At 62.0% G+C, this 16,380-nt stretch carries 19 protein-coding genes, 1 pseudogene and 1 riboswitch; of the genes and pseudogenes, 15 read left to right on the top strand and 5 right to left on the bottom strand.

The features are described 5' to 3' along the window. Positions 1-14: 14 nt before the first annotated feature. Complete coding sequence (locus HB777_07140; GenBank protein QND63695.1) at positions 15-722, bottom strand: FkbM family methyltransferase; 708 nt, start codon at positions 720-722, stop codon at positions 15-17. Between the two features lie 218 nt (positions 723-940). Between HB777_07140 and HB777_07145 the strand changes: the two are divergent. The 4 genes and pseudogenes from HB777_07145 (at position 941) to HB777_07160 (ending at position 2,596) form a co-directional block, all read left to right on the top strand. Further along, positions 941-1,653: pseudogene (locus HB777_07145) on the top strand (glycoside hydrolase family 108 protein). Beyond that, positions 1,653-1,874 carry a hypothetical protein gene (locus HB777_07150; protein QND63696.1) on the top strand — a complete coding sequence of 74 codons (222 nt, stop codon included), beginning with the start codon at positions 1,653-1,655 and terminating at the stop codon, positions 1,872-1,874. The pseudogene HB777_07145 and the gene HB777_07150 overlap by 1 nt, the downstream one beginning before the upstream one ends. 1 nt (position 1,875) lies before the next feature. Further along, complete coding sequence (locus HB777_07155) at positions 1,876-2,103, top strand: hypothetical protein (GenBank protein ID QND63697.1); 228 nt, start codon at positions 1,876-1,878, stop codon at positions 2,101-2,103. Positions 2,104-2,272: 169 nt separating this feature from the next. Then, complete coding sequence (locus tag HB777_07160; GenBank protein QND63698.1) at positions 2,273-2,596, top strand: hypothetical protein; 324 nt, start codon at positions 2,273-2,275, stop codon at positions 2,594-2,596. Between the two features lie 125 nt (positions 2,597-2,721). Here the strand turns inward: HB777_07160 and HB777_07165 are convergent, their stop codons facing one another. Then, entirely contained in the window at positions 2,722-3,429 is a 708-nt protein-coding gene (locus tag HB777_07165) for a hypothetical protein (protein QND63699.1), read from the bottom strand. 175 nt (positions 3,430-3,604) lie between these two features. On the opposite strand from HB777_07165, the gene HB777_07170 reads away from it, so the two are divergent. Further along, positions 3,605-5,170 carry a glycosyltransferase family 39 protein gene (locus tag HB777_07170; protein QND63700.1) on the top strand — a complete coding sequence of 522 codons (1,566 nt, stop codon included), beginning with the start codon at positions 3,605-3,607 and terminating at the stop codon, positions 5,168-5,170. A gap of 133 nt (positions 5,171-5,303) precedes the next feature. After that, a complete protein-coding gene (msrA, locus tag HB777_07175; protein QND63701.1) occupies positions 5,304-5,822 on the top strand; it encodes a peptide-methionine (S)-S-oxide reductase MsrA in 519 nt (172 codons plus the stop codon). A gap of 54 nt (positions 5,823-5,876) precedes the next feature. Here msrA and HB777_07180 read toward each other — a convergent pair whose 3' ends face one another. Continuing rightward, the gene (locus HB777_07180; protein ID QND63702.1) at positions 5,877-6,614 is read right to left on the bottom strand and encodes an SDR family NAD(P)-dependent oxidoreductase; all 738 of its coding nucleotides are present in this window, start codon (positions 6,612-6,614) and stop codon (positions 5,877-5,879) included. Between the two features lie 146 nt (positions 6,615-6,760). On the opposite strand from HB777_07180, the gene HB777_07185 reads away from it, so the two are divergent. The 9 genes from HB777_07185 to HB777_07225 all read left to right on the top strand — a co-directional run bounded on the left by HB777_07185 (position 6,761) and on the right by HB777_07225 (position 14,739). Then, on the top strand, positions 6,761-7,678 hold the full coding sequence (locus HB777_07185) for a LysR family transcriptional regulator (GenBank protein ID QND63703.1): 918 nt from the start codon (positions 6,761-6,763) through the stop codon (positions 7,676-7,678). Positions 7,679-7,841: 163 nt separating this feature from the next. After that, positions 7,842-7,955, top strand: a riboswitch (TPP riboswitch). Beyond that, a complete protein-coding gene (locus tag HB777_07190; protein QND63704.1) occupies positions 7,946-8,554 on the top strand; it encodes an HMP/thiamine-binding protein in 609 nt (202 codons plus the stop codon). (Overlaps the previous riboswitch by 10 nt.) A 41-nt stretch (positions 8,555-8,595) precedes the next feature. Beyond that, positions 8,596-9,411 (top strand): ABC transporter permease, encoded by an 816-nt coding sequence (locus tag HB777_07195; GenBank protein QND63705.1) that lies wholly within the window; start codon positions 8,596-8,598, stop codon positions 9,409-9,411. Next, entirely contained in the window at positions 9,408-10,175 is a 768-nt protein-coding gene (locus tag HB777_07200) for an ABC transporter ATP-binding protein (protein ID QND63706.1), read from the top strand. Before HB777_07195 ends, HB777_07200 begins: the two co-directional genes overlap by 4 nt. Beyond that, a complete protein-coding gene (locus tag HB777_07205) occupies positions 10,168-11,190 on the top strand; it encodes an ABC transporter substrate-binding protein (protein QND63707.1) in 1,023 nt (340 codons plus the stop codon). The genes HB777_07200 and HB777_07205 overlap by 8 nt, the downstream gene beginning before the upstream one ends. Before the next feature lie 389 nt (positions 11,191-11,579). After that, complete coding sequence (locus HB777_07210) at positions 11,580-12,275, top strand: isoprenylcysteine carboxylmethyltransferase family protein (protein QND63708.1); 696 nt, start codon at positions 11,580-11,582, stop codon at positions 12,273-12,275. A gap of 486 nt (positions 12,276-12,761) precedes the next feature. After that, positions 12,762-13,385, top strand: a complete 624-nt coding sequence (locus tag HB777_07215; GenBank protein ID QND63709.1) for a hypothetical protein — start codon at positions 12,762-12,764, stop codon at positions 13,383-13,385. Between the two features lie 251 nt (positions 13,386-13,636). After that, entirely contained in the window at positions 13,637-13,801 is a 165-nt protein-coding gene (locus HB777_07220; GenBank protein QND63710.1) for a DUF3309 family protein, read from the top strand. A gap of 452 nt (positions 13,802-14,253) precedes the next feature. Continuing rightward, positions 14,254-14,739 (top strand): pyridoxamine 5'-phosphate oxidase family protein, encoded by a 486-nt coding sequence (locus HB777_07225; protein QND63711.1) that lies wholly within the window; start codon positions 14,254-14,256, stop codon positions 14,737-14,739. A 5-nt stretch (positions 14,740-14,744) separates the two neighbouring features. On the opposite strand, the gene HB777_07230 is transcribed toward HB777_07225, so the two are convergent. Together HB777_07230 and HB777_07235 are read right to left on the bottom strand one after the other, a co-directional pair. Continuing rightward, positions 14,745-15,815 carry a PAS domain-containing protein gene (locus HB777_07230; GenBank protein QND63712.1) on the bottom strand — a complete coding sequence of 357 codons (1,071 nt, stop codon included), beginning with the start codon at positions 15,813-15,815 and terminating at the stop codon, positions 14,745-14,747. 202 nt (positions 15,816-16,017) lie between these two features. Continuing rightward, positions 16,018-16,311: a hypothetical protein gene (locus tag HB777_07235; protein ID QND63713.1), complete on the bottom strand. Its 294-nt coding sequence runs from the start codon at positions 16,309-16,311 to the stop codon at positions 16,018-16,020. Positions 16,312-16,380 lie beyond the last annotated feature (69 nt).

A 16,380-nucleotide genomic window follows, 5' to 3' on the forward strand; every position in this document is an offset into this window, starting at 1 on the left:
CGACCGCGGTATCATCACGCTTTTATAAACGCGATTGTTCCTCCGGCTCGGCCAAACTCTGTAAATCCGCGCCTGGTTATGTTCCGCTCCAACTCCAGCGCTTCGGCACGGCCGGTCAATTTAGGGTGAAACTCTACAATCAGCTTTTCAAATAGCTCAAAATGGTTCGGCGGAATGCTCGTTTCGGCGCCTTCGATATCCATGATCAAGACATTTGGCCTGAACGGAAGGTCTGAAACGATTGTCGGGATTGAGAGCATAGGTACCGTGAGCCGTTCGGCTTCGTTGTCTCGACGCAACGCGCTGGACGACCAGAAATTCTGGCTGATACCGAAGCTGATATAGCCATCGGACGGACCTACAGCGACAGTCTTGAGAACGGGCAAGCTGATCCCGTTGAGGCGAAAATTCTCCCTCATGGAGGTCTCAAGGTGAGGGTTCGCCTCAACCATGCAATAGTCTTCGATGCCGATGTCGATCATACAGTTCAGCGCCATGAAGCCGATCGCGCTGCCAGCCTCAAGAACCTTGTCATGGCGGTTCAGAAAGCGCGAAGCGAGAGCCGCGTCTTGATCCTCGTAGCCTCTGGCCATCACGTATCGCATGCGGCGGGAGACGCCGTCCAAAGACAAGGTGATGTTCCGGACTGTTACCGTTCTTTTGCCGTTGGTAAGAATTTCAAAGCCAAGATCGCGAGCGCTCCGGATGGCTTCTAAGATCATCTCGGTTCCCTACAAGCTGGAATCAGCAGCCAGAAGTAAACTCGCTCGTCCAGCTGCTGGCAAGGCGCCTGACTGCTCGGTTCTCGCGTAGCCTTCTGCCTTACCTTGATCATCGCATGAACATCGCTCTGCGCATCGACTGAAGCGCTGCGGACGGCACCGTCGTCCCGCATTTCTCCGTCGGCCCCTGCCGACCAATCTTCAAAGGAACCATCGCCATGGACCGCAACTTCGCGCGGGCGCTTGCGCTCGTCCTCAAATCGGAAGGCGGCTGGTCGGACAATCCGGCTGACCCCGGCGGCGCCACCATGAAGGGGTGACGCTCGCCAATTTCCGTCGCTACGTGAAGGCCAACGCGACGAAGGCCGATCTGCGCAGGATCAGCGATCCGCAGGTCGCCGCGATTTATCGCCGTTTCTACTGGGACGCGGTGCTCGGCGCCGAGCTGCCCGATGGCGTCGACTTTGCCGTGTTCGATTTCGCGGTGAACAGCGGGCCTGGCCGGGCGGCGAAATATTTGCAAGCGGTCGCGGGCGTTGCCCAGGATGGCCGGGTCGGACCGGCGACCCTTGCGGCAGTCAAGGCAAGGCCGGCCGGCGTCATCATCGATGCGCTTTGTGACACGCGGCTGGCGTTTCTCCAACGGCTGCCGACATGGAAAACCTTCGGGCGCGGCTGGTCCGATCGCGTCAGGTCGGTGCGGGTTCAGGCCCTGTTGATGTCGGCACAATGGCCACCGGTGGCCGCGCCTGCACCGCAGCCGCTCAGGGTCGAAACATCAGTTGGTGGAGCACCGGCGGTCCAGCCTGTGCCGCCGGCGCCACCATCCGGCGGCAAGACGGCTGCCGCGGCCGGCATCCTCGTTCTCATTGCGGGAGCGCTCGCGGCCTTCTGGCACCACGTCACTGGTTTTTTCGGGGGTCTCTTCTGATGACATGGTTCAACACGAACGCGCTGCACAATTTTCTCAACACGCTGATCGCCATCATCTGCGGCGGCGCGTTGGCCGGCTTCGACTGGACGATGTTCGGCGTGAGCGATCGCACCGCGCTTCAGATCAGCGGCGCCATTGCGCTGGCCAAGATCATCATCAACGCGGTGCGTGACGGTCCGCGCGGCATGGTCGCGCCGCCGCCGGCCAAGGAGACATGAGATGGGAGCGCTCGCACTGCTTGGCCAATTCTGGCCGTATCTCGCTGCAATGGGCGCTGCGCTTGCCGGTCTCTGGACGGCCTATGCCAAGGGCAAGGCCAGCCAGAAGGCCAGGCAGGATGCCGCCGACGCCACGGCGCGCACCGAAGCCCAGAAGATCGACGACGCCATCGCCGGCCGGACGCCGGACGACAACCGGGGGAGGCTGGGCAGATGGTCAAAATCATAGCGCTCTCGCTCACGCTGGCCGGCTGTACCACATCAGGCGGGTCGTTCTGTGCGGTCGCGCATCCCATACGGCCGACACAGGCAGAGGTGGCGACCCTTTCCGGCGCGTCGGTGGCGGCGATCCTTGCTCACAACGAGAAGGGCCGGAAGCTCTGTGGATGGAGGCCGTGATGCACGATCTTTTCGACCTGCTCGGCATCAAGGGACCGGTCGTGGCGGCGGGGCTCGCCGGTGGCGTTCTGCGGGCGCTGTCGCGGCATCGCTACAAGCTGCGCGAAATGGTGGCCTCGCCGATCTGCGGCGCGCTTGCCGCGGCCTATTTGACGCTGCCGGCGGTGTCCTACGCCAGGATCACCGGCTTGCCGATGCCGGACCCCGCCGACGACACCACCACGCTGGCCGCCGCCTTCCTGATCGGTGTCTGCGCCATGTGGATTTCGGACGTCCTGTTCGAGTTTGTCGTGAGGCGGTTCAAGTCGGTGCCGGAGGAGTAGCTGTTGGCGCGCCGGTTGGTGTTGTTTGCTGGCGACTGCTTGACAGATTCCCGAGACACTTTCGTCATAGCCCGCTCCGGTTCGCCGGGGCGGGCTATTTTGCGTTTCGGGACCGGCGGCAAGCCTCAAGCCAGGATGTTGACCGCGCGTGCCGCGACCAGCGCGATGGTCAGCAGCGAGATCATGGCCTCGGCCATCATCAGCAGCTTGGCGCGTTGGGAAAGCGGCAGCGTGTCAGTGGGCGAAAACGCTGTTGCATTGGTGAAGGCGAGGAAGAAGTAGTCGACGAAGCCGGGCAGCCAATCGCGAAGCTCACGGTCGTTCAGCGTCATCTGCGCAAACAGGAAATCGGCCTGTGCAAGCTTGACGAGGCCGCAGGTCGGCGGCCCGCCGCGGTCGGTGCTCCAGAACCACAGGGCAAAGACGATGACGTTGGTGACCCAGATGTTGAGCGCGTCGATCAGCAGCGTCGTGCCGCTGTTGCCGGCATGGCCCTCCAGCAAGGCACGCACCAGCAAGACCAGCGAGCCGCAATTCATGACGCTGATGATGGCGGTCATGGTCAAGGCGGTTCTGCGGATCATGATGCGAAATTGCCCGATCGCGTGCCATTCGTGATCCTCGACTGCCTTTCGGGTGGCGGCCTGTGTCCAAGCCGTGGCCACCGACAAGGGCAGCAGCAGGGCGGCCTCCAGCGCCGGCGCCAGCCAGCGCGGCCCGAATGAGAGGTTGTTTATGACCAGAAGCTGCAGGCAGATGATGACCAGAACGGCTGCACGCGCCATCCAGAAGTCGAGCGCACGGTAGTGGATGACGGCATGGTGGTGGCGCATTGGGACCCGGATTTTTTCAGACAGGGTCAGGCGTGCAGCGCTGTCCTGCCTGGGGGAGAGGAGCGTCGATACTCCTGCCCGATCTTGGTGCTGCAATGGCACACGGCTATACTTTTTCGTAAGCTTCGATGCTTGGGGCTGTTCGTCAAACCGGACTATGTGATTTAAGCGCGGCATGGCGGGAATAGATGAATCCATGGATCACTGGGGGCCGGCGGGATTGCTTGCGGCCGCCGTCGATTCCCCATCGATCTGGTCCAGTCTGATCCGTCATCCCTGGTATTTGCTGGCGATTTTGTGCCTGACACAAATCCTGTGCTGGACTTTGGCGCCGGCGCTTGTCAACGTCTCACCGCCCAACGATGTCGTCGAAGGCTTCATGTGGGGACGCGAATGGGTGCTGTTGACCTACAAGCATCCGCAGCTTCCCGGCTGGCTGCTCGAGACCAGCCATCTTCTGACCGGATCGTTCCGCTGGCCGCAATATCTGCTGGCCCAGCTTGTCATCTCGGCGACCTTCGTCTTCGTCTATCTGCTGGCCCGCGACATGCTCGGAAAAACCCGCGCGCTGGCCGCCGTGCTTTTGATGCCGTCGCTCTATTTCTTCGGCTGGCCGACCCCGCAGTTCAATCATGACTACACGCAAATGCCCTTCTGGGCTGCTATCTGCTGGCTGCTGTGGCGTGCAACCCGCGACGGTGGGGCAAGATGGTGGCTTTTGATGGGGCTGGTGTCGGGCGTCGGGCTTTACGCCAAGTTCTCGACCGGCCTGCTGCTGCTGTTCGGTGCGCTCTGGCTGTTGTGCGACGCACGGGCACGCAGCCGGCTCGCAACGCCCTGGCCTTGGCTTGGACTGGCGGTTTTCGTTGCCGTCGCAGCGCCGCTGGCCGTCGAGCTCTATCGCATGGATTTCCTGCCGCTGACCTATGCCGCCTGGCGCGATCAGTGGGTGCTGGCCCATCGCTCCCGCTTTTATTACATCAGCGTCCAGATTGCCGGACTCTGCGGCTTCGTTCTGGTGCTGGCGATATCGGGGCTCTTGCGGCGCTCGCCCCCGCCGCAAGAACCCGTCGCGCGCAGTACCCTCATCTATCTCTTGTGGATGGGGCTTGGCCCGGCGATCCTCGTCATGGCGGCGTCCCTGTTCACAGGTGCAGGCGAGGCCTGGGGCGCGCCGATGTACAATCTTGCCGGCGTTGTGGCGCTCGCCCTCCTGGGCCATCGTCTCGGCGCCGTCGAGATGCGAAAGCTGGCGATCTGCGCGTTCATCTGCATTATCGGCATCTCCGGTGCCTATGCCAGCATCCGCTGGACGAAATGCAATTTGCGTGGACGCATGGACGCCGTCTGCTGGCCGGCGCAGAAGATCTCGGACGAGGCTGAGGCCGTCTGGCATGCGGCCGCGCCCGGTCGGCTCGACATCGTCGGCGGCCATCCCCTTCTTGCGCCGCTGGCGGGCCTCAATGCCTATGACAAGCCATCGATCTTCACCGAACTGAACATGCAATACGCCCCCTGGATCACCAGCCAGCGGCTGCGCGACCACGGCATACTTCTGGTCTGGCCTGGGCACGACGTACCACCCTATCTGCAGGCGTGGCTGGGCAACACCCCGGTCAAGACAGTTCTTTTCGACTGGTCGCTCAAGGCACCGCCGGTGGCGATCAGCTTTGCCGCCGTTCCGCCCGGCGCGCCGCAGTTGCCGAGTGTGATCGACAGCCTCACCCGACCGGGCAATTGAAGCCGGTCCGTCGGCCCCGCTGGACGAAGCAGGCGACAATGCCCATCTATGGGGAGATCCAACTTGCTTTTGCGCAATTCCCGAGGGAAAGCGCTACGCGCTTTTGCCGGAATTGCTTTTGAGGAGACGTGATATGGCGACTTCGACCGAACGCGCAGTCCTTGCCGGCGGCTGCTTCTGGGGGATGCAGGATTTGATACGGCGCTATCCCGGCGTCATCTCCACCCGTGTCGGCTACAGCGGCGGCGACGTGGCCAACGCCACCTATCGCAACCATGGCAGCCATGCCGAGGCCATCGAGATCAATTTCGATCCGGCAATCATAAGCTATCGCACGCTGCTGGAGCGCTTTTTCCAGATCCACGATCCGACGACCCACAACCGCCAGGGCAACGATGTCGGGATGAGCTATCGCTCGGCGATCTATTACACCAGCGACGAACAGAAGCGTGTCGCCGAAGACACCGTCGCCGATGTCGATGCCTCGGGTCTGTGGCCGGGCAAGGTCGTCACCGAAGTCGCGCCGGCGGGTCCCTTCTGGGAAGCCGAGCCTGAGCATCAGGACTATCTGGAGAAATACCCCAACGGCTACACCTGCCACTTCGTCAGGCCAGGCTGGAAGCTGCCGGTCCGCGAGAAGGCGGTTTCGTAAGGTTTACAGGATCGGGGCCAAAGCCCCGATCCTCGCCTTGCGGACTATCCCAGATCATGCCTGCTGCGTGGGGTAGAGCGTCAGGATGTTGACGTTGACCCTTGGCGGTTGCGACACCGCGTAGAGCATCGCGGCGGCGATATCCTCGCTCTCCAACAGCTCCATGTCGCCCAGTCTTTGCTCTACCGCCAGGCGCACGTCATCGCGCATGTTGGCAGTGAACTCGGTCCTGACCGCGCCCGGTTCGATCACGGTGACGCGGATGCCGTCCTTGCCGATTTCGCGGCGCAGCGATTCCGCCATGGCGCTGGCTGCGTGCTTGGTGCCGGAATAGACGACCGAAGGGTGGATGTAGCGGCCGGTGCCGGACGAGACGATGACGATATGGCCCGAACCCTGCCGTTTCATCGCCGGCATCGTCGCGTTGATCGTGTAGAGCAGTCCCAGGATGTTGGTGTCGACCATCGCCCGGTATTCGCTGGTGGTGGTGTTCTGGAAGGGGGCGGCGACGCCGACGCCGGCGACATTGAACAGCATGTCCAGTCGGCCATAGCTTTCCAGCACGCGACTGACCATGGCGGTTGCCTGCTCCTCGTCGGTGATGTCGGCCTCGATCACGAGCACCTCGCCGCCGGTGTCGTGGATGCGCTTGGCCAGATCGTCAAGCCGTTGCCGGCGCCGTGCCGCAATGGCAACGACCGCGTCTTGCGCCGCCAGCGCAAGCGCTGTTGCCATTCCGATACCGGAGGAGGCACCGGTCACCAGGGCGATTTTTCCGTTGAGTTTCCACATGTTCGCTGCTCCTGCTCAGAGGGAGATTCGGATGCGCTCAATGCCGATTGATCGGCGCCGTTTGAGACATGTCTTCAAGCTAGACAACAGACGCCTCGCGGAAAATGCGATATAATTCCATTATACTCATTGGAGAATCTGGCATAATGCGCGGAAGTGACTATGCTGAATTGAAGGCCTTCGCCGCCGTCGTTGCGCATGGCAATTTTGCTCGTGCCGCGGAAGGTCTCCGAATTTCGGCATCGACGCTCAGCCAGACGATCCGCCAGCTCGAAGCGCGGCTTGGCCTGCGCCTGCTCAACCGCACGACCCGTAGCCTCTCGCTGACCGAAGCCGGCGCGCGTCTGCACGCGCGCTTCGCGCCGGCCATGGCCGAGATGGAGGCGGCGGTCGGCGATGCCGCCGCCTTGCGTGACACGCCGGCTGGCATCTTGCGCGTCCATATGCCCAGCGTTGCCGCTGCCACCTATCTGGAGCCGGTGCTCGGCCGTTTTTATCAGACATGGCCGGAGATCGTGCTCGATGTGACGATCGACGATGCCGCCATCGACAGTGTCGAGGCCGGCTATGATGTCAGCGCCAGGCTTGGCGAATTTCTCGAAGCCGACATGGTTGCCGTGCCGCTTGGCGGCGCGCAGCGCCAGCTCGCCGTGGCCTCGCCGGACTACATCGCTCGTCACGGATCGCCGTCAGCACCCGCGGATCTGCTCAAGCACCGCTGCATCAATTGGCGCCGGCCAGGCAGCGCCGGCCTCTACGCATGGGAATTCGCCAGGGATGGCCAGTGGTTCTCGGTCGCGGCCGATGGTCCGCTGGTTGTTTCCAGCCGCGACATGGCGATTGCCGCCGCGGTGCAGGGCGTCGGCATTGCCTTCTGGGCGGAAGAGCTGGTGCGTCCGCTGATCGACGCCGGCAAACTGGTCTCGCTGCTGGATGCCTGGTGCGCGACTTTTCCGGGCTGGTTCCTCTGCTACCACAAGCAGCGCCATACGCCGCCGGCGGTGCGCGCCTTCGTCGATTTCCTGCGGCATGCACATGCTGGCCAAACACGGTCAGGTGGTTGATGGCGTACGAAGGCGATTGCATCGCGACTATGGGGAGAGCCGGTCGCGGCAGCGAAGGTTCCCGACATAATTCCACTCAGGCGGCACCACCCCTGGCGCAATGCTTTTGGCGCAGTGCGCGGAAAAAACGGCTTTCACTTCAGCTCGAATGGTGCTTTAACCCGCACATCCACAGGGGTGCTCCGTACGGTCGGGGCTGAGACGGGGGCGGCAAGCCCACAGACCCTAGAAGCTGATCTGGGTAATACCAGCGGAGCGAGGCGGGCGATGTTTTCAGGCGCACAGATTTCCCTATATCCCATGGCCGACGATTTCGTCGGTGTCATCCTTGGCGCGCTCGGCGCGCTCGATCCCTGGCGCGACAAGCTCAGGATCGAGACCGACGACATCTCGACCTTGCTGGTCGGGCCGCCCGAAGTGCTGTTTCCAGCCATGCGCGACCTCTTCGTGGCGGCAGCACGCAGCGGCAGACATTGCGTGTTGTCGGCCACCATCTCGCGCGGCTGCCCGGGCGAGCCGGATGATCCGATCTGCCGCTCCGATGCACTTGGCGGGCCTGTCGGGCCACTCGGTCCGCGCAAGGATGCGGCGATCGCGGCGGTGCGCAATGCCGAAGCCACCGGCCAGCCGGCGGCAGCGCAGTTCTCGCTCTATGTGATGGGCACCGACGACCACATGGACGAGATCTACGGCTGCATCGATTTTCTCAAGCAGTCCGGCGTCTATGAGCGTTCCAAGCATTTCTGCACGAAATTGCGCGGTGATGCCGGTGCGATCTTTTCGGCGCTGGACGAGGCTTTCTGCCGCTTCGGACCAGGCGCCGGCCATGTAACCCTCGACGTCACGGTCTCGGCCAACAGCCCGTCGGCTGTCTGAAGCTGCCGCCGCCTCCGCGCGGCCGTCAAAGGTTATCTCCCGTGGTCTCATCATCAGTCGCTTCGCGCCCGATCGCGAGCCTTCTCGTCAAGGCGGGACCGGCCATGGTCTCGGTCGGGCTGCTCCTGCTGACATGGGAGCTCTATGCCAACTATTCCGGCATCAAGCCGACGATACTGCCGGCGCCGTCGCGTGTCTTCGAGCAAGCGATGCTCAATCGCGAGGCGCTGGCCGACAACGCCATTCCGACCATCCGTGCCACGCTGCTTGGCTTTGCCTGCTCGCTCAGCGCCGCCTTTGCGCTGTCGATGCTGGTCGACTTCTTCCAGCCGCTGCGGCGTGCGCTGTTTCCCGTCTTCATCGTCAGCCAGACCTTGCCGCTGGTGGCGATCGCGCCGCTGGTGGTGCTGTGGTTCGGCTTCGGACTGGCGCCCAAGATCATGCTGGTGGCGCTCGTCACCTTCTTTCCGATGCTGGTGGCATTGGTCGAGGGCTATGAGGCGACCGAGGCCGAGATCGGGCAAATGCTGCGCGCCATGGGAGCAGGGCGCTGGCGCATCTTCGTGCTGGCGCGGCTGCCTTCGGCGCTGCCTTATTTCTTTGCCGGCCTGAGGATCTCCATCACCTATGCGGTGGTCGGCGCCATCTTCGCCGAATATGCCGGGGCCGCGAAGGGGTTGGGTATCTACATGCTCAACGCCAAGAACAATTTCCGCCCCGACCTGGTGCTGGCCGCCGTCGGTGTCAGCGCCGCGCTGACACTTGTCCTGTTCGGGTTGACTGTGCTGCTGCAGCGCCTGGCCATGCCCTGGGAGCGGGCCGGCAAGGAAACCGCCGGGAAGGGGCCGCGGCGATGAGCCGGCTCGAGCTGCGGCACGTGCGCAAGGCGTTCGACGGGCTCGACGTGCTGGCAGACATTTCGTTGAGTGTCGGCGCTGGTGAGTTCGTCTCGATCCTCGGACCCTCGGGCGCCGGCAAATCGACGCTGTTCCAGATCCTCACCGGGGCGCAGCACGGTGAAGGCGAGATGTTCTTCGACGGCGCGCCGCTCGATGACCACGGCAGGCATTTCGCCTTCATGCCGCAGCGTGATGCGCTGATGCCTTGGCGGCGCATCCTCGACAACACGACGCTCGGGCTCGAAGTGCAAGGCATCAGGCGCAAGGAGGCGCGGGCGCGTGTCGCGCCGCTGTTTGCCGAGTTCGGGCTTGCCGGATTCGAGCGGCATTTTCCCGCGCAACTCTCGGGCGGCATGCGCCAGCGGGCGGCCCTGCTGCGCACCGTGGTGCAGGAGCGTGACATGCTGCTGCTCGATGAGCCGTTCGGTGCGCTAGATACACTGACCCGCACTGCCATGCAGCGCTGGCTCGAACAGATGTGGCGGCACCACCGCTGGACGGCGCTCTTGATCACTCACGACGTACGTGAAGCCGTGTTCCTGTCCGACCGCATCTATGTGCTGTCGGCGCGCCCGGCCCGCATCGTGCGTGAAATTAAGGTGCCGTTGCCGCGCCCGCGCAGCCTTGGCGGCGATGCCGCGCGGCAAGCAAGTGCGCTCGAGGCCGAAATCCTCGACATCATCCTCAACCCCAACCCATCCAAAGGACACGACCATGACTGACTTGACGCGCCGGCAGGCCTTGTTGCTCACCCTTGCCACCGGCCTTCCGCCTATTGCCGGATCAGGGCGAGCCCAAGCACAATCGGCGGCACAAAAGGTCACCGTCGCCCTCGACTGGACGGTCAACACCAACCACATCGGACTGTTCGTCGCCCGCGACAAGGGTTTTTATCGCGAGGCCGGACTCGAGGTCGAAATCCTGCCCTACAGCGATACCGGTGCGGGCACGCTGGTCGCAAACCGCGTCGCCGATTTCGGTATCAACGGCACCATCAGCCTGTTCACCCAGAGGACCGCCGGGGCGGACCTGAAGGGCGTCTATGCGGTGGTGCAATCCGAAACCGGTCGCGTGGTGTTCAATGCGGCACGCAGCGAAATCAAAAGCCCGAGGAACCTCGACGGCTTGACCTATGGCGGCTTCGGCAGTGCCTGGGAAAACGCGCTGATTTCGACCATCATCCGCCACGATGGCGGCAAGGGCAATTTCGAGACGGTGACGCTCGGCACCTCGGCCTATGAGGCGCTGGCCAATGGCTCGGTCGATTTCACGCTCGAAGTCTCGACCTGGGAGGGTGTCGAAGCCGAACTCAAGGGCGTCAAGCAGCGTAGCTTCGTCTATGCCGATTACGGCGTGCCTGACGAGCACACCACACTGATCTCTTCGAGCGAAGCCTATCTCCAGGCAAACCCCAAGCCTGCGGCCGCTTTCGTCCAGGCGACGCGGCGCGGCTACCAGTTCGCCGTGGACAGTCCCGATGAGGCGGCAGCGCTGCTGATCGCGGCCAACAAGGATGTGCTGACCAATCCGGCCTTGATCGAGGCTTCGCTGAAAGCGCTGATCGACGGCCACTATCTACGCAGCCAAAGCGGCGCCATCGGGACGATGGATCCGGCCAAGATGGATGCGATCGGCGACTATCTCTTCGCCTCCGGCATTTTGCGCGATGCCGATGGCAAAGTTCTGACGCAACGCCCTGATTTTGCAAAGTATTTCAGCAATTCGACTCTGGGGTAGGGGGCCAGTCGGCTTTTTGAGCTTCGAGGAATTCCGGCTAATGAAGGCGTCGACCAGCAGCGACCAGTCTCCGTCGCTGGTGGGGGCGGCCGGCAGACCGCCATTCTTCGCTGCGCCGAAGGCGTGGAACAGGGCGGCGCCGACCTTGTCCATGTCGATCAGGGAATCCTGGTCCGGGGTGCTGAGGGCGCTAGGTCCGCCAGTCCTCCCCCAAAACCTTGGTCCGCCTCGGCGGTATTTGCCTGTTGTTCTTTATTTGTTCCGGAGTGCAGGCATAAATTGCAATGGAACGGAGCCAATGCGCTTCGTGCGTTTAATGCTGATCCGATCTTGTTGATTAACTGCCCGGCAATGGTTGCATGCAAAGGTCGCCCTGAGGGATTGTTGGGGTGTTTGCCTTGCTCATATCAAAAAGTGAAACCCTTTCGCAGGTCAAAGACGACAGGATTTTGTCCGCAGCCCGAAAGCGCGAAATCCTGGTCGACTTGCGCGAAGGCTTCTTTCGTATCTGCGCGCTGGCTTTCGCGGGGATGTTCGTCTACCGCGGTGTATACCACCTTATGCTCGATCCGACCCGCCTCAACGTGGCGCTGGTGGCGATTTCCGAGATTCTGACCTTTACCTGGCTGCTTCTGTCGCGGCGGCCGACGGTTCGCGACTGGAACCCGCTTACGGTGGTTGTCTCCGTGATCGCCAGCTTCGGTGTCGGCTTCATCGATCTGGAACCGGGCGTGGCCATCATCCCGGTCTATGTTGCGGCGCCGCTGCAGTTCCTGGCGTTGTGGTTCGTGATCTGGGGAAAGATGTCGCTGGGGCGTTCGTTCGCCATTCTGCCGGGCAATCGCGGGGTGATGACCGGCGGCGCCTACCGCCTGGTGCGGCATCCGATCTATGCCGGCTACCTTGCCGGCCATGTGCTGTTCCTGCTATCGGCCTTTTCCTTCTACAATCTTGCCGTCTACGCGGTGATCACCTTCTTCCAGGTGCATCGCATCCTGCGCGAAGAGGCGCTGCTGGCCGCAACACCGGAATACCGGGACTATATGAAACGCGTCCACTACAGGCTGTTCTACGGGATCGTCTGACAACAGGGCGCCAACCCTGGTACCGGGCTTGCCGCCGGTCGCATTTGCGAGCGGATGGCAAGCTTTCCGCGCTACGCAGGTTCCCGGATTCCCGCGGAATGAGGAGGCCATCCTACCTGTCCTGTCACAACAGTGCTTGCTGCCGAACCCCTGTCCGGGCCTGTCGGCAACTGGCCACCGTTGTCTCTCCAGTTTGACGGCGATAGAACGCAATCACTCACAGATATAATTCAGAAACTGGCAGCGGCATAAAAATCGATTCTTCTCGCGGCGTAAAATAGATATCGATTTTGGAATCTATCTGCGAACAAAATTTCTTACGATTAAATTTCAATACTTTTACTATTTCGGTTTTTCGATTTCGACAATGAATACCATCACCCCTTCTGGGTGTCGCGTTTCTGAAACTGAATCTAACCTGTCACGTAGTTGGGATTGCAATCGGCCATGCCGACTGCCTTAGCGCAACGAAGACAGGAGAGTGTTATGGCTTTTACCATCAAAACAGTCACCAGTGTGTTGGCAGGTAGTGCAGTAGTCCTGGCTCTTTCCCTGCCGGCGAATGCCGCGGGGCTCGGTCTTGGCGTTGGTGCCTCGGTGGGTGGTAGCGGCGGCGTCAACGCCGGCGTCGGAGCCTCCGTTGGCGGCAGCGGCGGCATCAATGCTGGCGCAGGTGCCTCGGTCGGTGGCAGCGGTGGCGTCAACGCCAGCGCCGGTGCCAATGTCAGCGGCTCGAGCGGCGCCAGCGCTGGTCTCGGTGCTTCGCTTGGCGGCAGCAACGGCATCAATGCCGGTGTGGGCGCCAATGTCGGACGGTCTGGCGGCATCACCGCCGGCCTCGGCGCCAATGTTGGTGGAACGAGCGGCGTCGGCGTCGGCGTTGGTGTCGGCATCGGCATCGGCGGTGGAACCAACCCGAGCAATCCAGGCAATCCCGGAAATCCGGGTAACCCTGGTACTCCGGGACATCCGAACCTGCCGGGCGTCGTCGCCGACATGTCGGACAGCCAGGTGGCACGGATGAAGAAGCGCTGCGTCGATGTTCTCGGCAGTTCCGGGGTCTATGACCGCGACTTGCGCCAGCTCTGCCTGCTCATCGCACGCCGCTGACACCAAGAGTGCCGGGATCGGAAGTGCCGAACCAGCCGTGAGGCTTGACCGCACTCTCCTGGCCTCCGGCTGGTTGGAAAGCCCGCCATCCTTGGCGGGCTTTCTGCGTGGTTACCCTGGGTGTTCCCGTCCGTCCGGCATCGCTGCGCCGGGCGGAACGCTAATGCTTTGAAAGCGTTCACATCCCAGCAACATCGAAATAGCGCGATGTTGAAACCGGCGCGATGGCGCCCACAGGAGCGGGAAAAGCCATGAGCTTAGGAACCATTCTCATCATTATCCTCATCATTGCGCTGCTCGGTGGCTTCAGCGGCCTCGGCGGCGGCCCTTTCTACGGAACCGGCTATTATGGCGGCGGCGGTCTTGGGCTCGTACTGCTCATCCTCATCGTGCTTGTTGTGCTTGGGCGGATCTAGCCGTGCTGCTCGATTGACGCGGGAGCGATCGCAATCTCGTGACCGCGTCAGTGCCTGTCGCGCACCGGATCGTGATGTGTGCGGGTCCGCTTGTGATCCGGCTGGTTTCGAAATTTTTGTAAGGTGATCTCGGTCCACCCCCCCCCGTGGAAACAAGAGGAGAGGGTCCCACCCCTTGTCCTCCTCCAAGGCCCGCTCCGGTTCACCGTGGCGGGCTTTTGCTAGGTGGGCGAGGGAACCGGTCTGCGTCGATATCGTTGAGTTGCGGAAGGCTCCCCAATGCCCCCGACGCTGCGGACAACACTGTGCGAAATTCGCGATGATCTTCACGTCCTGCGGCGGATATCGAGACCATCCAGGGAACAGATGCGCTGATTGGCGTGGCGGAAGCAGAGGCCATCAAGGTCATCCGCCGCATCGACCGCTCAGCCTGACCAGAAAGAAGGATCGCGATGAACGTCAAGGAGATGACGCGGCTCGACTGCGTCGCCCTGCTGAAGGCGCAAAGGCTTGGCCGCCTGGCCTGTGTGCGCGAGCACAGACCCTATGTGGTGCCGATCCATTTTGCCTTTGGTGGTGACGCCATTTTCAGCTTCTCGCTTCCCGGCAAGAAGGTCGAGTGGATGCAGGCCAATCCCCACGTCTGTCTTCAGGTGGATGACGTCGGTGGTATCGATGGTTGGAGGAGCGTCGTCGTGGACGGCCTTTTCGAGGAGTTGCCCAAAGGACCGGATCTGGACGGCAGCATCGCCGGCGTCGAAAGAATGACTGCTCCCGTCGACAGTGACCGCAAATTTGCCTGGTCGCTTCTGGCGAGGCATGCGAACTGGTGGGAACCGGGAGCCCTGAAGCCAGGCGACGCCGCGACAGTTTCGGGCAGCCATCTCTTCTATCAGATCAGGATCGAGGCGATATCAGGAAGGCAGGCATCATGGTAGCGGCTTTACGCCGCTCGCGGCACCCGTGAGGTGAACGTCGCCCTTGTGACCGACACGCTGGTGCCATCAGTGTCGCTGACTACGTCCACCTTGGCCTCCAACTGTTTGACCAATGCTTCCACGATGGCTGTTCCAAGACCGGTGGCCGGTACATCGTTGGCGATCTTGCCGACGCCATTGTCCGAAACCGTCAATTTCCAGTCGCTGCCCGCGGTCTCGTAACTCACCTGGATGCGAGCGCCGGCTCTCTCCTTTGGGAAGGCATATTTGATGGCGTTGAGCACGAGTTCGGTGACGATCAGTCCCAGGCTGACGGCCCTTTGCGAATCCATTCTGCCGCCTTCGGCCGTCACGGTGACCGTGATCGGCTGGGTTTCGCCGACCATCGACGAGGCGAGGCTGCTGCACAATTTCGGAAGGTAAGAGCCGACATCGATCTCGTCGACACCGGCTGAAGTGTGGAGATGGCGTTGTACTTCGGCCACGGACAGAACGCGTTGGTGGGCGTCCTTGAGATGCTGACGCGTCTCTTCCGACGTGACCGAGCGTGCCTTCAGCAACAGGATCGAGGCAATGATCTGCAGGCTGTTGGCAACCCGATGCTCCATCTCGCGCAGAAGCACATCCTTCTGCCGAAGCAGATCTTCGGTGCGGCTGAGCAGCTCTTCCTTCTCCCGCTCGATGACGCGACGGGCCGTTATGTCATTGAAGGCGAGAAGAATGGTGATGGCCGAACTGTGGTCGTAAAGCACCTTGCGGGCATTGAGCAGCATGGTGCGGCGGCCAATTTGCGGGAAATCATGCTCGACCTCGAAACCGTCCATGGCGGTCTTTTCGGGAATGATCGTCTCCAGCAGCAGGCGAAGTGCCGGAATATCCCATTGACCGTCGCCGAGCGCGTAGAGCAGCGAGCCCTGGGTCTGCGCAGGGTCGACTTCAAACGTCTTGTAGAAGGAGCGGCTGGCCGCCAGCACGCGAAACTGCTCGTCGAGGACGAGAAACGGCTCGGTGATCGTGTTGACGATCGCCTGCGCCAGCGTCTGCGCGTCTTCGATATTCGCAATGGGTTGAAACATGGGCACAAAGCCAAATGAGCGGCGTTCTGCCACTCCAAACGCCGACATTATATCTTTGCCTGGCCGTTGTCGCCCATTGAATCCTCCAGCACGGTAATGTGTTGGCCGCCACTTTGCCGGCTTGCCATTGAACAGAAAAAGGCGGGCATCTGGCCCGCCTTCATCCGCTGTTCTTTCGGGCATGCGCCCAAATCGTGCTGCGTCAGTTCGCGCCGCCGAGCTGCTTGGTCATCTTGCAGAAATTGTCATGCGACTTGGCAATGGCCCCGTCGCCACATTCCTTCATCATGCCTGCGCGGTCTTCTTCCTTCATGGCCATCCAGGCGGTCTTGAACTCCGCGTCGGACTTCATGGTCTTCATGCCGGCATCGGTGAAGAAGGGAGACATCTTCGCCGGATCATCGAGTGCCGATGTTCCGGTGCTGCCGGCGGCCAAAGCCGAGCCAGTCATCATCGCAAGCGCCATCGCGCCCATCGTGAGCATCTTGAGGTTCATTTGGGAATTCCTCTCTGTCGAGGCCATTGGAATAAACGACCTGCAGACAAACGGGATCGAGAGAAAACA

Origin of the sequence: Mesorhizobium loti (assembly GCA_014189435.1) — a bacterium.
Taxonomy (GTDB): Bacteria; Pseudomonadota; Alphaproteobacteria; order Rhizobiales; family Rhizobiaceae; genus Mesorhizobium; species Mesorhizobium loti_G.

Excerpts from the sequence above, each read along its gene's own strand:
- HB777_07140 (QND63695.1), bottom strand. The coding sequence starts at position 722 with ATGATCTTAGAAGCCATCCGGAGCGCTCGCGATCTTGGCTTTGAAATT.
- HB777_07150 (QND63696.1), top strand. The coding sequence starts at position 1,653 with ATGACATGGTTCAACACGAACGCGCTGCACAATTTTCTCAACACGCTG.
- HB777_07155 (QND63697.1), top strand. The coding sequence starts at position 1,876 with ATGGGAGCGCTCGCACTGCTTGGCCAATTCTGGCCGTATCTCGCTGCA.
- HB777_07160 (QND63698.1), top strand. The coding sequence starts at position 2,273 with ATGCACGATCTTTTCGACCTGCTCGGCATCAAGGGACCGGTCGTGGCG.
- HB777_07165 (QND63699.1), bottom strand. The coding sequence starts at position 3,429 with ATGCGCCACCACCATGCCGTCATCCACTACCGTGCGCTCGACTTCTGG.
- HB777_07170 (QND63700.1), top strand. The coding sequence starts at position 3,605 with ATGGCGGGAATAGATGAATCCATGGATCACTGGGGGCCGGCGGGATTG.
- msrA (QND63701.1), top strand. The coding sequence starts at position 5,304 with ATGGCGACTTCGACCGAACGCGCAGTCCTTGCCGGCGGCTGCTTCTGG.
- HB777_07180 (QND63702.1), bottom strand. The coding sequence starts at position 6,614 with ATGTGGAAACTCAACGGAAAAATCGCCCTGGTGACCGGTGCCTCCTCC.
- HB777_07185 (QND63703.1), top strand. The coding sequence starts at position 6,761 with ATGCGCGGAAGTGACTATGCTGAATTGAAGGCCTTCGCCGCCGTCGTT.
- HB777_07190 (QND63704.1), top strand. The coding sequence starts at position 7,946 with ATGTTTTCAGGCGCACAGATTTCCCTATATCCCATGGCCGACGATTTC.
- HB777_07200 (QND63706.1), top strand. The coding sequence starts at position 9,408 with ATGAGCCGGCTCGAGCTGCGGCACGTGCGCAAGGCGTTCGACGGGCTC.
- HB777_07205 (QND63707.1), top strand. The coding sequence starts at position 10,168 with ATGACTGACTTGACGCGCCGGCAGGCCTTGTTGCTCACCCTTGCCACC.
- HB777_07215 (QND63709.1), top strand. The coding sequence starts at position 12,762 with ATGGCTTTTACCATCAAAACAGTCACCAGTGTGTTGGCAGGTAGTGCA.
- HB777_07220 (QND63710.1), top strand. The coding sequence starts at position 13,637 with ATGAGCTTAGGAACCATTCTCATCATTATCCTCATCATTGCGCTGCTC.
- HB777_07225 (QND63711.1), top strand. The coding sequence starts at position 14,254 with ATGAACGTCAAGGAGATGACGCGGCTCGACTGCGTCGCCCTGCTGAAG.
- HB777_07230 (QND63712.1), bottom strand. The coding sequence starts at position 15,815 with ATGTTTCAACCCATTGCGAATATCGAAGACGCGCAGACGCTGGCGCAG.
- HB777_07235 (QND63713.1), bottom strand. The coding sequence starts at position 16,311 with ATGAACCTCAAGATGCTCACGATGGGCGCGATGGCGCTTGCGATGATG.